Origin of the sequence: Burkholderia sp. B21-005, from assembly GCF_020843965.1 — a bacterium.
Classification (GTDB): Bacteria; Pseudomonadota; Gammaproteobacteria; order Burkholderiales; family Burkholderiaceae; genus Burkholderia; species Burkholderia ambifaria.
On the sequence record NZ_CP086302.1, the window covers coordinates 399,328 to 412,832 of the forward strand.

General features: G+C 69.6%; 14 protein-coding genes. 4 read left to right on the top strand and 10 right to left on the bottom strand.

What is annotated here, in order from left to right; translation table 11 throughout:
- Positions 1–262 precede the first annotated feature (262 nt).
- Positions 263–1,510 (top strand): YbfB/YjiJ family MFS transporter, encoded by a 1,248-nt coding sequence (locus LMA02_RS18200; RefSeq protein WP_228909105.1) that lies wholly within the window; start codon positions 263–265, stop codon positions 1,508–1,510.
- A gap of 58 nt (positions 1,511–1,568) precedes the next feature.
- Here the strand turns inward: LMA02_RS18200 and hpaC are convergent, their stop codons facing one another.
- Entirely contained in the window at positions 1,569–2,114 is a 546-nt protein-coding gene (gene hpaC / locus LMA02_RS18205) for a 4-hydroxyphenylacetate 3-monooxygenase, reductase component (protein WP_228909107.1), read from the bottom strand.
- A 333-nt stretch (positions 2,115–2,447) separates the two neighbouring features.
- Here hpaC and LMA02_RS18210 point away from each other — a divergent pair, with 333 nt between their 5' ends.
- The gene (locus LMA02_RS18210) at positions 2,448–3,080 is read left to right on the top strand and encodes a response regulator transcription factor (RefSeq protein WP_011660264.1); all 633 of its coding nucleotides are present in this window, start codon (positions 2,448–2,450) and stop codon (positions 3,078–3,080) included.
- Positions 3,081–3,123: 43 nt separating this feature from the next.
- Here LMA02_RS18210 and LMA02_RS18215 read toward each other — a convergent pair whose 3' ends face one another.
- Genes LMA02_RS18215 through LMA02_RS18235 form a run of 5 tightly spaced genes read right to left on the bottom strand, consistent with a single transcriptional unit; the run spans position 3,124 to position 7,265 of the window.
- The gene (locus tag LMA02_RS18215; protein WP_228909108.1) at positions 3,124–3,867 is read right to left on the bottom strand and encodes an SDR family NAD(P)-dependent oxidoreductase; all 744 of its coding nucleotides are present in this window, start codon (positions 3,865–3,867) and stop codon (positions 3,124–3,126) included.
- Between the two features lie 56 nt (positions 3,868–3,923).
- The gene (locus LMA02_RS18220) at positions 3,924–5,048 is read right to left on the bottom strand and encodes an amidase (RefSeq protein WP_228909109.1); all 1,125 of its coding nucleotides are present in this window, start codon (positions 5,046–5,048) and stop codon (positions 3,924–3,926) included.
- Between the two features lie 32 nt (positions 5,049–5,080).
- The gene (locus LMA02_RS18225) at positions 5,081–5,632 is read right to left on the bottom strand and encodes a nuclear transport factor 2 family protein (RefSeq protein WP_228909111.1); all 552 of its coding nucleotides are present in this window, start codon (positions 5,630–5,632) and stop codon (positions 5,081–5,083) included.
- An 8-nt stretch (positions 5,633–5,640) separates the two neighbouring features.
- On the bottom strand, positions 5,641–6,018 hold the full coding sequence (locus LMA02_RS18230) for a hypothetical protein (protein WP_011660268.1): 378 nt from the start codon (positions 6,016–6,018) through the stop codon (positions 5,641–5,643).
- 53 nt (positions 6,019–6,071) lie between these two features.
- Positions 6,072–7,265: an acyl-CoA dehydrogenase family protein gene (locus LMA02_RS18235; protein WP_228909112.1), complete on the bottom strand. Its 1,194-nt coding sequence runs from the start codon at positions 7,263–7,265 to the stop codon at positions 6,072–6,074.
- Between the two features lie 141 nt (positions 7,266–7,406).
- Here LMA02_RS18235 and LMA02_RS18240 point away from each other — a divergent pair, with 141 nt between their 5' ends.
- Positions 7,407–8,960 carry an ATP-binding protein gene (locus LMA02_RS18240; RefSeq protein ID WP_228909116.1) on the top strand — a complete coding sequence of 518 codons (1,554 nt, stop codon included), beginning with the start codon at positions 7,407–7,409 and terminating at the stop codon, positions 8,958–8,960.
- Positions 8,961–9,031: 71 nt separating this feature from the next.
- Here LMA02_RS18240 and LMA02_RS18245 read toward each other — a convergent pair whose 3' ends face one another.
- The 3 genes from LMA02_RS18245 to LMA02_RS18255 form a co-directional block, all read right to left on the bottom strand.
- A complete protein-coding gene (locus LMA02_RS18245; protein ID WP_228909118.1) occupies positions 9,032–9,418 on the bottom strand; it encodes a tautomerase family protein in 387 nt (128 codons plus the stop codon).
- Positions 9,419–9,483: 65 nt separating this feature from the next.
- The gene (locus tag LMA02_RS18250) at positions 9,484–9,987 is read right to left on the bottom strand and encodes an aromatic-ring-hydroxylating dioxygenase subunit beta (RefSeq protein WP_228909120.1); all 504 of its coding nucleotides are present in this window, start codon (positions 9,985–9,987) and stop codon (positions 9,484–9,486) included.
- A complete protein-coding gene (locus LMA02_RS18255) occupies positions 9,984–11,267 on the bottom strand; it encodes an aromatic ring-hydroxylating oxygenase subunit alpha (RefSeq protein WP_228909122.1) in 1,284 nt (427 codons plus the stop codon). The genes LMA02_RS18250 and LMA02_RS18255 overlap by 4 nt, the downstream gene beginning before the upstream one ends.
- Before the next feature lie 139 nt (positions 11,268–11,406).
- On the opposite strand from LMA02_RS18255, the gene LMA02_RS18260 reads away from it, so the two are divergent.
- Positions 11,407–12,327 carry a LysR family transcriptional regulator gene (locus LMA02_RS18260; RefSeq protein WP_228909124.1) on the top strand — a complete coding sequence of 307 codons (921 nt, stop codon included), beginning with the start codon at positions 11,407–11,409 and terminating at the stop codon, positions 12,325–12,327.
- Between the two features lie 67 nt (positions 12,328–12,394).
- Here LMA02_RS18260 and LMA02_RS18265 read toward each other — a convergent pair whose 3' ends face one another.
- Positions 12,395–13,375 carry a PDR/VanB family oxidoreductase gene (locus LMA02_RS18265; RefSeq protein WP_228909126.1) on the bottom strand — a complete coding sequence of 327 codons (981 nt, stop codon included), beginning with the start codon at positions 13,373–13,375 and terminating at the stop codon, positions 12,395–12,397.
- Positions 13,376–13,505: the final 130 nt, after the last annotated feature.

A 13,505-nucleotide genomic window follows, 5' to 3' on the forward strand; every position in this document is an offset into this window, starting at 1 on the left:
CGAACTGGCCGGGCGTCGGCGCGCCGCGGTTTGCGGGCGGCGTACGGTATCGCTGCTGGCGGCGCGGGCAGCGCTCGCAGCCGGTCAAGTATCATCGGTCGAGCGGCGCACCGGGTCCGGCAGTCGGGACCGGCGCTCGCCATAACACGGAATCCGCAGCGACAACGTCACGGGCCACGGCCGTCAAGCCGCGTCGGCGTTGCGGAACCCAGGCCCCGGGCATCGGCCCGGACCGGCCTCGAACCACGATGGAGACACCGCGATGCGCGCAGCACCGCAACCGGAGCACGCCGGCCGAGCACGGCCGGATGCGAGCGCCACCGAACCCGACCGCATGGCCGCATGGCGGCTCGCGATCTGCCTGTCGCTCGGCAGCGCGATCGCGCTCGGTCTCGCACGCTTCTCGTATGCACTGCTGTTGCCGCCGATGAAGGCCGATCTCGGCTGGACCTTCGCGCAGGCCGGCGCGCTGAACACGGCGAACGCGGCCGGCTACCTGATCGGCGCGCTCATTTTCCCGTTCCTGTCGCGGCGCTGGCGCACGGGCACGCTGCTGGCGGCCGGCTGCGCGCTGACCGCGGTGCTGATGGCCGCATGCGGGCTCACGTCCGGCATGAACGCGCTGCTCGTCGAGCGGCTCGCGACGGGCGTCGGCAGCGCGCTGATCTTCATCAGCGGCGGCGTGCTGGCCGCGCGGCTCGCATCCGCGTCGCCGCGCGATGCAGGGCTCCTGCTCGGGCTCTATTACGGCGGCACGGGGTGGGGCGTCGTCGCGTCGTCGCTGCTCGTGCCGGCGACGCTCGTGCATCGCGCGCATGGCTGGCAACCCGCGTGGATCGCGCTCGCATTCGCGTGCGTGCTGTTCTCTGCTGCAGCCGTGTCGGCGGCACGCCGCATCGAGCGCGCGCACGCGGCACCGGCCGTGCCGCGCGACGGCACCGCGCCGGCCGCCACCGCGCACCCCGCGCGCTTCGCACTCGCGCTCGCGGGCTACGGACTGTTCGGCGTCGGCTATATCGGCTACATGACGTTCATCGTCGCGCTGCTGCGCGGCGCGGGAATGAGCGGGACGGTCGTGTCCGCGTTCTACGTGACGCTCGGCGTGGCGACCGTCGTGTCGGCGCGGCTGTGGTCGGGGCTGCTCGACCGGATGCGCGGCGGCCAGGCGCTGGCCGTGCTCAACGCACTGCTCGGCGTCGCGACGCTGATGCCGGCGCTGTTCGTGCATCCGGCGGCCGCGTTCACGTCGGGCGTGCTGTTCGGCGCGACGTTCCTGTCGGCGGTCGCGGCGACCACCGCGTTCGTGCGTCACAACCTGCCGCCGGAAGGCTGGGCCAAAGGCATCAGCGCGTTCACGACGGTCTTCGCGTTCGGGCAGATCGCCGGCCCTGTCGCGATCGGCTGGGTGTCGGACAGCGCGGGGCTCGCGCGCGGGCTCGTGTATTCGGCGCTGACGCTGTTCGCGGGTGCGGCGCTCGCGGCCGGGCAGCGCGCGCTGCGGGCGTCCTAGGGTCTGTCCACGCTAATAGCGGGCTTGCGAACGTGCGTGGCCGGTCGTCAGGCGCGTTTCACCGCACACACGCCGTGCGCGACACGCGATGAAACGCGCGGCTGAAGTAGATGAGGCTGTCGCCGTCGTGGCGCACGCGGATCGATGTCGCCTCGATGAACATCACCGAATGCGAGCCGACTTCCTTCATCTCGGCGATCGTCCCCTGCAGGCTCGCGAGCGCGTCGCGCAGCACGGGCACGTCCTGCTCGCCGCGCTCCCACACCGGCAATTCGAAGCGGCGCTCCATCGGCAACTCGGTGAGTCCCGCGAAATGCCGCGCGAGCAGTTCGTGCTCGGCCGGCAGCACGTTGATGCACACGTGCCGATTGCGTTCGAAGATCGCGTGCATCGCGCTCGACCGGTTCAGGCACACGAGCAGCGTCGGCGGCGCATCGGTGACGGAACAGACGGCGCTCGCCGTGATTCCGCAACGGCCATGCGGCCCCGCGGTGGTGATCACGTTGACGGCCGCGCCGAGGTGGGCCATCGCTTGCCGGAAGGCCTTTTGCGCATCGGTCGGTTCGGCGCGCGCCGGTTGCGGGGTTTCGGTCGTGGCGGACATGGGCGCTCCTGGGTGAATGAGTGCGGCGATCGTGCATCGCGTCGATGCGGCATCGGATCGTCGACGATGATCCAAGCGTACGTCGCGAAAAAGCCGGCGAACATTCGCACGATTGATGCCGAAGCTGGCGTTCCCGCCAACGCGTCTAAAGGTTCTACCTAGATGCGCGGCGCGGCGCGCGAAAAAAAGTGCGATCGGGCGTTCGCGTGGCACGTGAAGGGGTATTCAGCGCATTTTCGGCTCGTTATGATGTGCCGCACACCCCCGACGAACGACGCTTGCCTGATATGCGGCGCGTGCGATACCGATACCGATATTTTGCGAGACACCCCGATGACGTCACCCGCCCCGATCGTATACATCGTCGACGACGACAGCGGCATGCGGACGTCGCTCGCCTGGTTGCTCGAATCGGTCGGCATCGCGTCCGAAGGATTCGCGAATGCCGCCGACTTTCTCGCGCGCTTCGACGTGAACCTGCCCGCGTGCCTGGTGCTCGACGTGCGGATGCCGGAGAAAAGCGGTTTCGACGTGCAGGCGGAGCTGAATGCGCGCGGCGCGACGCTGCCGGTGATCTTCGTCAGCGGGCACGGCGACATTCCGATGTCGGTGCGCGCGCTGCAGAACGGCGCGATCGACTTCGTCGAGAAGCCGTACAACTCTCAGCAGATGCTCGAGCGCGTGCAACGCGCGCTGCGGCTCGCGCAGCAGCGGCACGCGGTCGACCGGCATCACCGCGAGCTGCGCCAGCGGCTCGATGCGCTGACCGCGCGCGAGAAGGAAGTCCTGCGCGGCGTCGTCGACGGCAAGGGCAGCAAGCAGATCGCGTCTGATCTGTCGATCAGCGTGAAGACCGTCGACGTGCATCGGGCGAGCATCAAGGAGAAGCTCGGCGCGACGTCGATCGCCGCGCTCGTGCGCGACGTGATGGTCGTGTGGGGCGGCGACAACGAAACGCCGCGCTAGCTGCCAGCTGCACGCGCGCGCCGAAGCGCGCCACGTTCAACGCTCAACGCATATACAACCCGCCGTTGATGTCCCAGCACGCGCCGTTCGCGAAATGCGCGTCGCCCGACGCGAGCAGCACCGCCGCATCCGCGACGAAACCGGCCGAGCCGAGCTTGCCGCCCGGCAGGCTCGCGAGCACCTGCCGCAGCTTTTCCGGCGCGACGCTCTCGTAGACGATCGGCAAGTCGAGCGGGCCCGGCGAGATCGCGTTGACGGTCACGCCCTGCGCGGCGAGATCGCGCGCGAATACCTTGGTCAGCGTCAGCGTGCCGCCCTTCGCGGCCGCATAGTGTGCGCCCGTCGCCGAGCCGCCGTTCTGCCCGGCGAGCGACGCGATGTTGACGATGCGGCCCGCGCCGCGCGTCGCGAAGTACTGGCCGAATACCTGGCAACCGAACAGCACGCTGCGCAGGTTCACGTCGATCACCTGGTCGAACTGCTCGGCCGTGATCTCCATCGCGGGCACGACCTTCGACGCGCCGGCATTGTTGACGAGCACGTCGATCGTGCCCCAGCGCGCGACGAGCGCATCGCGCGCGGCTTCGAAGTCGCGCTTCGACGTGACGTCGAGCGGCAGCGCGATCGCGCGTTCGCCGCTCGGGTCGAGGTCGCGCGCATGCGCTTGAATGGCGTCGGCGGCGATGTCGGCCAGCGCGACGCGATAGCCGGCCGCGTGAAAGCGTTCGGCGATGACGGTGCCGAGCCCGCGCGCGGCGCCGGTGACGAGGACGACTCGATCTGACATGGTGCGTGATTCCCTGGTTCGCGGGCGCATGGCCGAAGCGGCGCCCGCATCGTGGTTCAGGCGGCGAGTGCCGCCTCGAAGTGCGCGGCGACGGCGCACACCTGTTCGTCCGCGCCCTTGCGTCCGACGATCTGCAAGCCGGCCTTCAGCGGCGTTCCCGCGAGCGGCAGCGGCAGGCTGAGCGCGGGGTGGCCGCTCAGGTTGAACGGGCGGATCAGCGACGACATCGCAATCACCGACACGCCGTCGCGTGCCTGCTGAAGCGTAATCGGCAACGCGGGCAGCGTCGGCAGCACCAGCACGTCCGCATGTTCGAGCGCGGCATCGACCTGCGCGGTGAAGCGCGTGCGCGCGGCTTCGGCTTCCTCCAGTGCGGCCGGTGTCGTCGTCGCGGCCGTGCGCAGCCGCGCATCGAGATCGGCGCCGAGCTTGCCGGTGGCGACGAGATGACCGAATGCGCGCGACGTTTCCGCGTTGATGACGGCGAGCCCGGCCGCGAACGCGGCAGGCAGCTCGTCGAGCACGGCATCGCGTACGCGCAGGCCCGACGCGCGCACCGCCGTGTCGAGCGCGGCGACGATGGCCGCGTCGGCATCGACGATCACGCGCGCGATCGTGCAGCCGGCAACGGGCGCCGCCGCACGCGCGCGGTCGAAGCCCGGTGCGATGGCGGCCATCACGGCCGCGAGCGTATCGACGTCGCGTGCGAACGGCCCGACGCAATCGAGCGTGGTGTCGGCGGGCGCGACGCCGCGCCGCGACACGCGGCCGAACGTCGGCTTGAGCCCGGCCACGCCGCAGCAGGCGGCCGGCCCGCGAATCGAGCCGCCGGTGTCGGTGCCGAGCGCGGCGTCGACGACGCCGAGCCCGACGAGCGACGCCGAGCCGCTCGACGAGCCGCCCGGAATGCGCGTCGGGTCCTGCGGATTGACCGGCGTGCCGGTGGTGTCGTTGATGCCGGTCATGCCGAACGCGAGCTCGTGCATGTTCGCCTTGCCGGCGATCTGCCAGCCGGCGTCGAGCAGCAGGCGGACCACGTCCGCGTGCCGCGCGGCGGGCGGTGCGTCGGCGAGCGCGCGGCTGGCCGCGCGGGTCGGATGGCCGGCGATGTCGATCGTGTCCTTGATCGCGATCGTCGGGCCCGGGCCGCCCAGCGTGAAGGTGTCGATGAAGCCTGTCATGGTGCGATGGCGTGCGAGCGGAGTGAAGGGGTTCAGGACCGTGGCGCGGCGGCGAGCGGCCACGGGCCGTCGAGCACGCGCTCGGTGCGGAAATGGCGGATCAGCCAGGCGGCGCCGCCCTCGGCCGGCGCGAAATCGACGGTCAGCCGCGCGGCGATCAGCTCGGCCGTGCCGTCCACATGGCGCGACGCCTGCAGCATGATCCAGCGGCCGCGCGCGGTCGCGAGATCGGCGCCGACGTCGATCGACTCCGACGTCAGGAAGTGCAGGTTCGCCGAGAAATGCGGCTCGGGCGGCAGATAGCGGCTCAGCATCGCGACGATCGCGTCCGTGCCTTCGAGGCGGCCGAACTTGCGCGCGTACTGCGGGCCGATGCCTTCCCACACCGCATCGGCCGTGAACAGCGCGGCGAGCGCCGGGCCGTCGCCGGCATCCTCGGGCACGTCGCACAGCGCCATGTAGCGCGTGATCGTCGCGCGCACCGCGCGTTCGGCGTCGAGCGTCGCCACGCGCCGCTCAAGCGCTCCGAGCACTTCAAGCACTTCGCGTGCATCGATCGAACGGGCCGAATCGGGTCCGGTCATCGCGCGCCTCACGACGCGGGGCGCGCGGCCGGCGGCACGGTCAGCGCGCGGCCGACCCGCGCCTCGATCTTGCCGTAGCGCCACAGGTTGTATTCGCCGACGGGCGTCGTGCGATACAGGTTGCAGACCGCGACCGTCGTGTCGAAGTCGGCGACGTCGGCCATGATGTAGAAGGTCCACGGCGCGCCGTCGGCCTGGCCCACGACGAGGCGGTCGTCATCCATCACGCCGAGCACGCGCACGCCGGGCATCGCCTCGACGGCGGCGAGCATCGCGCCGTACGCTTGCCACACTTCGCCGATCTTCTCGCGCGGCAGGTCGAAGAAGTTTTGCGACACGCCGCAGCAGAACAGCACGCGCAGCGGCAGCGGATTCGAATCGGACATGACAGGTTCTCCTGAAGAATGCGTTGAGCGACGTCGCGGCGAAGCGACGCGGATTACAGATAGCCGGGAAACGGGGTGACGCCGGTGAATACCGCGCCCGCGCCGTCGAAGTTGCCTTCGCCGAGAAACGCGTGCTGCGTGACGACCATCGCGTCGCGCAGCAGGCGCTGCAGCGGATGCGTGCGATAGATCGCGGCCGTGCCGCCGAGGCGATACGCGCGCTCGACGACGCTCGCGCCTTCGCGGGCGATGTGCGTGGCGGCGAGCCTCAGCAGGCTGACCTGCTCGGGCGTCACGGGGTTCCCCGCGAGGATCGATTGCCAGACCGAGTCGGTCGCGTCGTAGAAGAACGCGCGCGCCGAGCGCAACTGCGCCTCGGCCTTCGCGAGCTCGATGCGGAAATACGCGCGATCGGCGAGGCGCGGCGCGCCGGTGGTCGTCTGGCGGCCGCCCGACATCCGGTTCGCGACGTCGAGCGCCGCGCGGGCCAGCCCGAGGTTGACCACGGCGAGCACCTGCGCCGCATACGCGACGGTCGGATAGCGGTACAGCGGCTCGTCGACGGTCGCCTCGCCGCCGCGCACGAAGGTCCACGCTTCGGGCACGAAGCGATCGTCGACGCGCAGGTCGTGGCTGCCGGTGCCCTGCATGCCGACCACGCTCCAGTTCTCGACGATCTCGACGTCGGCGGCACGGAACACGGCCGTGCGCGGCTTGTTCGGCGCGGCGTCCTGCGCGCCGGGCACCGCGACGCCGACGCCGAGCCAGTCGGCGCCCTTGCAGCCGCTCGCGAACTTCCACGTGCCGTTCACGCGCCAGCCGCCGGGGGCCGCCTGCGCCGGCTGCACCGGGAACAGCCCGCCCGCGAACACCTGGTCGGGCCCGCTCGCGTACAACTCGGCCTGCGTGGCGAGCGGCAGCGCGGCGAGATAGACGTTGGCCGAGCCGAAGCTCGCGACCCACGCGGCCGACCCGTCGGCGGTCGCGATCCGCTCGATCATGTCGAGGAACGCGCCCGGCGCGAGCGCGTCGCCGCCGAAGCGGCGCGGCGTGCCCGCGCGATAGATGCCGGCTTCCTTGAACAGCGCGATCACGTCGCGCGGCACGTGCGACAGGCGGTCGAATTCGTCGCGGCGCGCGGCGACGGTCTCGATCACGGCGTCGAGCGGCGACACCCGCGCGGCCGCTTCACGGACCGCGTGCGGCGAGGGGGACGCGGCGTCGATGGCGAGGGCGGCGTTGGGCATGGCGGTCTCCTGGGGATGGGGTTCGATTGCGGGGGCAAGACGATGCATGGGCCTAGTCTAGAAACGCCGAAAACCCGCAGCAATTGGTGCGTAGGGCCGCGTGACTGGTGTCGCTCCGTGCCGGACTAAAGAAATCTTCAGATGCGGGCCGCCCACGCGGGTGCTATGTTGGACATCCGGCCGCGCGACGCCGCGCGCCTTCATCCGAATCCGATCATGAGTTTTCCCGACGAAGACGATTTCCACCGGCTGCTCGACGCGTTGACCACCTGCGTGCTGCTGCACGACGCGCAGACCCGGGCGATCGTATGGGCGAACCGCGCCGCGTGCATCGCGCTCGGTTTTTCCGTCGAGGAGCTGCTGCCGCTGAAGGCGCAGGACATGACGCGTCCCGAACCGAAATACCGCCGCGAGATCGCAGTGAGCGCGTGGGATCGCGCGCTCGTCGACGGGCCGCAGGTGTACGAGTGGTGCTACCGGTCGCGCACGGGCGTCGACATGCTGTCGGAGGCGACCGCCACCTACGTGCCGCTGCGCGGGCGCGACGTCGTGATGGTGCAGTTCCGCGACATCAGCGCGGAAGAGGCGGTCCGCCAGCAACTGCGCCGCTACGAGGCGCGGCTGCGCGAGTTCATGCAGGATCTCGACGAAGGGATCGCGGTCGTGACGCCACAGGGCCGCGTGCAGTTCATCAGCGAGTCGGGCCGGCGCGTGCTCGGGCTCGCGCCGGACGAAGCGCTCGGCGAGGTGCTCGACTACTGCAGCGCGGCCGACCGCGACCGGCTCGTCGCGCAGCTGCGCGATGCGCCGTGCACGTGCCCGTCCGAGCCGCAGCGCTACCGGATCGTGCGGCGCGACGGATCGACGTGCTGGCTGCGCATCCTGTGCCGGCAGGTCGAGATCGAAGGCGATCTCGACGGGCTGCTCGTGCAGTTTCGCGACGTGAGCGACGAAGTCGCGATCGAGGACGCACGGCGTGCGGAGGCGCGCATGCTCGAATACGCGGGCCGCTACAACGCGATGGGCGAGATGGCGAGCGTGATCGCGCACGAGCTGAGCCAGCCGCTCGCGTCCGTGCGCAACTTCATCGAGGGCGCGGTGCAGCGGCTGAATGCGCGCGGCGCCGTCGACGATGCGATCTGGGGGCTGCGCAGCGCGGACCGGCAGGCCGAGCATGCGGCGCTGATCATCAAGAGCGTGCGCGAGTTCATCGTGAAGCGCGAGCCGGTCGTCGCGCTCGCCGACCTGCGCGAGATCCTCGCCGACGTCGCGTATTTCATCGAGTTGCGCGCGAAGGAGGCGGGCGTGACGGTCGCGATCGTGCAGGCCGATGCGCCGCTGCCGATCCGCTGCGAGCGTGTGCTGATCGGGCAGGTGGTGCTCAACCTCGCCTTCAACGCGATCGAGGCGTTCGCCGGCTGCGAGCGCACGCCGCGCACGCTGACGCTCGGCACCGCGAACGTCGGCGGGCAGGCGGAGCTGCGCGCGATCGACAACGGCCCCGGTGTCGCCGAAGGGGCGCATGACCGGCTGTTCGACGGCTTCTCGTCGTCGAAGGCCGGCGGCAACGGGATCGGGCTGTCGCTGTGCAAGAGCATCGTCACGCGCCACGGCGGCCACATCGGCGCGAGCCCGGCCGAAGGCGGCGGGCTCGACTGCCGCGTGACGCTGCCGCTCGCCGACACGCAGGCGTAGCCGCTGGGTTGCTTCACAGGCTTCACGTGCTTTACGTGCGTCACGGCAGGGCTGCGACGCGCGGCACACGATCAGCGCCCCAGCGCCCGCGCGGTCTGGCCGCCGATCCCGAAGTCGGTGTTCGGGATGTCCTTGATGATCACGCGCGTCGCCTGCAATGGTGCATCGAGCACGTTCGCGCCGGCGTCCGACAGCGCGGCGATCAGCGCGCGTTTCTGTTCGTCGGTGCGCCCGGCGATCAGGATCGCGACGATCACGGGCAGCGACGGCGGCGCGCCGTCGGCGGCCGTGCGCCCGCCGAGACCGATGTGCGTCGCGGGCAATTCGGTCAGCAGCACGCGCACCGATTCGACCGGTGCGCCGATCGCGTCGACGGTCGCACCGGTCAGCCGTGCGATCAGCTCGGCCTTGCGGGCGTCGTCATGGCCGGCCGGCAGGAAAACTTCGAGTGTGGGCATGGTCGTCCGGAAAGGTGAAGGTGACCGGTTCACCGTTGCACTTGCAGCAGCGAACCGGCCACGGCTTACAGCAGGAAGCCGATCGCGCTGAGCGCTTCGGTCGAGTCGATCAGGCGCACGACCTTCTCGGCGATCCGCATCTCGCCTTCGGCATCGACGTGCAGCTTGTGCGTGACGTCGGCCGCGAACAGCGTCGCGGCGCCGCGCTTGTAGGCGACGACGACCTGCGCGGATTTCAGCTCGACGATGCCGGCGCTGCTGCTTTCCAGCGTGAAGCGCGACACGGTGCGCACCGTGCGCGCCGCGTCGGTCGCCGACGCCGAGTAACCGGACAGCATCCGCTGCACGCGCTTCTCGCGCATGTCCTGGTCGTCGAACACGTAGTTCAGCGTCGCCGCGAAATCGGTGGCGTCGGGATCGATCGGCACCACGTAGTGGCCGGCCGGATCCCACAGGTCGAGCCACGCGCGATAGTCGCGGCGGTCGAGCATCTCGGCTTCGCGCCACACGAATTCGACCGCGCGGGCGAAGGTCTGCTGCGAAAAAAGGGCGTTGCGGTCGTCCATCATGCTTGCTCCATCAACTTGCGCCATTGCTGGTAGGCCTCGCGCATGCCGGTCTCGTCGGTCGCATGCGCGGTCTTTTCGCCGTTCGCGGCGGTCGTCTCGCGATTCAGCCCGCGGTTCACGAGGATCGGCACGTCGGGGCCCGCATGCGCGCCGCGCTGCACGCGCTCCCAGGCTTCCGCGTCGTCGGGGCTGCCGAAGCCGAACGGGCCCTGAAAGTGCTCGTGGATGCGCAGCCGCTCGCGGTTCGCTTCGTCGGGGCCGCCGTCCATCGCGAGCGCGACGTGGCGGATCTCGGTTTCGTTCGCGGAGATCGGCCGCAGCACGCGGAAGAACGCCATCGACAGCGCGAGGTTCGGAAACAGGTTCAGGTTGAAGCCGACGCCCAGCAGCGAGCGCACGATGCGGCGCACTTCGTCCGGCGCGTGGCGCTCGGCGAGTTTTGCTGCGAGCGGCGCGAAGCGCTCGGGCAGCGGCGCGCCGTCGTCTTCGTCGAGATCGATCAGCTCGGGCATCAGCACCGCGAGGCTGTGGCCGTTGCCGAGCGCGCGACAGAACGCGTGCTCGCTCGTCATGAAGCTCGTGATTGCGGCGGCTGTTTCATCGTCGATCGACTTCATCCACGACTTGTGCACGACCGGGAAGTGATAGAGATCCGTCGTGTTCTCGAGCTGGATCTTCCAGTTGCCCTTGAATTTGAACTTGTGCTCGCCGTTCGCCTTGATCGGGTAGCCTGCGCCCTGCTTCATGAACAGGTCGATCCACGGCTTCGCGCCGCCGAGGAAATCATCGAGCGGTTCGATGTCGTCGTTGAAGCTCGCGAAGATCAGCCCTTGATACACGCCGACGCGCAGCTTCACGAGCGGCAGGTCGCCTTTCTCGCACACGCCTTCGTAGCCGTCGCCGTACGGCAGCGCGCGCAGCGTGCCGTCGAGCGCGTACGACCAGCTGTGATACGGGCACGTGAAGCCCTTCGCGTTGCCCTTGTGCGATTCGCACACGGTCGCGCCGCGATGGCGGCAGCGGTTCTGCAGCACGTTGATTTGGCCGGTCTTGTCGCGCACGACGATCACCGGCTGGCGGCCGATCGTCGTCGTGATGAAGTCGCCCGGGTTCGGCAACTCGCTCTCATGCGCGACCCAGATCCAGGTGCGGTAGAAGATGCGGTCGAGCTCGGCTTCGAACAGCGCGGGGTCGTGATACATCGCGGGCGCGATGCGGTCGGGCTGCGCGAAGCCGTGCAACGCGCGGGTGTCGATCGTCTGGTAGGGAATGTCGCTCATCGTCGTCGTGGGGAAAGAGTCGCGAAGTCGGGCCGCGCTGTGCGCAGCGTCGGGAGACCAGTCTCGGCTTCTGCTACATATCCGTCAAATTGATCTAAAATTGATGATCAAATAAATACGGCAAATGATGGAGGTCACGATGACATCGGTCGATCATCTCGATCTGAACCTGTTGCGGGTGTTCCAGGCGATCGTCGAGGAGCGCAGCCTGACCAAGGCCGGCGAGCGGCTCGCGCTGTCGCAGCCGGCCGTCAGCTATTCGCTCGGGCGGCTGCGCACGCTGTTCGACGATCCGCTGTTCGTGCGCACGCGCGCGGGGATGCAGCCCACGCCGGTCGCGCTCGAACTCGCAGGGATCGTCGGCAAGGCGCTCGACATGGTGCGCGTCGCGCTGCGCTATGCGGAGCGTTTCGATCCGGTGTCGAGCACGCGCACGTTCCGGCTGTCGCTGTCGGACGCGGGCGAGATGGCGTACCTGCCGGCGATCTGCCAGGCGCTGCGCGAGCGCGCGCCGCGCGTGACGCTGAGCGTGCAGCCGCTGCCCGTGGAAGAGATCGAGGAGGCGCTGCGCGCGAGCCGGCTGGACTTCGCGATCGGCAACCTGCCGGAGCTGATGCCGCGCACGCGCCACCAGGTGCTGTTCGAGGAAACCTACGTGTGCATGACGGGCCGCCGGCGCGGGTTGCCGGCCGGCGCGACGCTGAGCCTCGAGCAGTTCGTGCGCGCCGCGCATGTCAACGTGAAATCGGTCGAGCACAGCCACCACGCGCTCGACGACGCCTTGCGCGCGCAGGGCGTGGGCCGCAACATCGCGCTCGAAGTGCCGCACTTCGTTGCGCTGCCGAGCGTGCTGTCGGTCACCGATCTCTATGCGACGCTGCCGAGGCGGCTCGCGCAGATCCTGAACCGCGGCAACGCGTTCCGGCTGTACGACCTGCCGGTGACGTTGCCGCCCGCGCCGGTCACGATGCACTGGCACGAGCACTTTCACGAGGATGAGGGAATCGCGTGGATGCGCGCGCTGCTCGCCGAGATCGTCGAGCATTTCGACGAAGCGTGAGCGCGTGAGCGCGCGGCGCGGGCCGTCGCGATGCAGCGGCGCATCGTCGCGTCAGTGCATCAGCGCATCAGAGATCGAGGACGAGCACCGCCGAGCGCGCACGCGACACGCAGCAGCAGATCACCGTGTTGCTCGCACGCTCGGCCTTGCTGAGGCAGTGGTCGCGATGATCCGGCTCGCCGTCGAGCACCGGCACCATGCAGGTGCCGCACACGCCTTCGCCGCATGACGTATCGACCTCGATGCCGATGCGCGCGAGCGCGTCGACGATCGACGTGTCGGGCGCGACGCGCACCGATTGCCCGCTGCGCTGCAGCCGCACTTCGAAGCCTTCCGCCGGCGCGGCATTCACGACGGCATCGGCCGCGGCCGGTTCCGCCGCGAAGCGTTCGAGATGAATCGCATCCTCGGGAATCCGCGTGGCCGCCGCCGCGACGACCGCATCCATGAACGGGCCGGGGCCGCACGTGTACACGTGGGCGTGCGCATCGATCGATTCGACGCAGCGGCCGAGCTCGGCCGCCAGCGCGTCGGGCTCGATTCCGTAGTGGAACGTCACGTGCGCGGCGAACGGGGCGGTCGACAGTTCGTCGACGAAGGCCGCGTGTTCACGGCTGCGCGCGAAGTAGTGCAACTGGTAGCGCGCGCCGCGCTGCTCGAGTGCATACGCCATCGACAGCAGCGGCGTGATGCCGATCCCGGCCGCGATCAGCACATGTTCGCTCGCGTCGTCGGTCAGACGAAACAGGTTGCGCGGCGCGCCGATCGACAGCTCGGCGCCGACGCATACGTCGTCGTGCAGCGAGCGCGAGCCGCCGCGCGAGCGCGCTTCCTTCTTCACCGCGAACAGATAGCTGCCGCGCTCGTCGGGGCGGCCGCACAGCGAATACTGCCGCGTGACGCCGGACGGCGCGGTGACGTCGATATGGGCGCCCGGCTCGTACGCGTCGAACGGCTGGCCGTCGACGCGCGAGACCCGGAAACAGCGGATGTCCTGCGCCGCGTCGATCAGCGCATCGATCCGGACCTGGTGGCGGTTCGCTTGCATGGGTGTTCCGTGGGGTAGGGAGGAAACCGGCGCGGCGGATGCCGCGCCGTCATGCAGCCGAGAATAGGGATGGACATCGCATAAATCAAATCGATAAAAAAGCGATGCCGGAATCAGTGGGATGGATAAT

Excerpts from the sequence above, each read along its gene's own strand:
- LMA02_RS18255 (WP_228909122.1), bottom strand. The coding sequence starts at position 11,267 with ATGAGCGACATTCCCTACCAGACGATCGACACCCGCGCGTTGCACGGC.
- LMA02_RS18210 (WP_011660264.1), top strand. The coding sequence starts at position 2,448 with ATGACGTCACCCGCCCCGATCGTATACATCGTCGACGACGACAGCGGC.
- LMA02_RS18245 (WP_228909118.1), bottom strand. The coding sequence starts at position 9,418 with ATGCCCACACTCGAAGTTTTCCTGCCGGCCGGCCATGACGACGCCCGC.
- LMA02_RS18265 (WP_228909126.1), bottom strand. The coding sequence starts at position 13,375 with ATGCAAGCGAACCGCCACCAGGTCCGGATCGATGCGCTGATCGACGCG.
- LMA02_RS18225 (WP_228909111.1), bottom strand. The coding sequence starts at position 5,632 with ATGACCGGACCCGATTCGGCCCGTTCGATCGATGCACGCGAAGTGCTT.
- LMA02_RS18200 (WP_228909105.1), top strand. The coding sequence starts at position 263 with ATGCGCGCAGCACCGCAACCGGAGCACGCCGGCCGAGCACGGCCGGAT.
- LMA02_RS18260 (WP_228909124.1), top strand. The coding sequence starts at position 11,407 with ATGACATCGGTCGATCATCTCGATCTGAACCTGTTGCGGGTGTTCCAG.
- LMA02_RS18240 (WP_228909116.1), top strand. The coding sequence starts at position 7,407 with ATGCGGGCCGCCCACGCGGGTGCTATGTTGGACATCCGGCCGCGCGAC.
- LMA02_RS18215 (WP_228909108.1), bottom strand. The coding sequence starts at position 3,867 with ATGTCAGATCGAGTCGTCCTCGTCACCGGCGCCGCGCGCGGGCTCGGC.
- LMA02_RS18230 (WP_011660268.1), bottom strand. The coding sequence starts at position 6,018 with ATGTCCGATTCGAATCCGCTGCCGCTGCGCGTGCTGTTCTGCTGCGGC.
- LMA02_RS18220 (WP_228909109.1), bottom strand. The coding sequence starts at position 5,048 with ATGACAGGCTTCATCGACACCTTCACGCTGGGCGGCCCGGGCCCGACG.
- LMA02_RS18250 (WP_228909120.1), bottom strand. The coding sequence starts at position 9,987 with ATGATGGACGACCGCAACGCCCTTTTTTCGCAGCAGACCTTCGCCCGC.
- LMA02_RS18235 (WP_228909112.1), bottom strand. The coding sequence starts at position 7,265 with ATGCCCAACGCCGCCCTCGCCATCGACGCCGCGTCCCCCTCGCCGCAC.
- hpaC (WP_228909107.1), bottom strand. The coding sequence starts at position 2,114 with ATGTCCGCCACGACCGAAACCCCGCAACCGGCGCGCGCCGAACCGACC.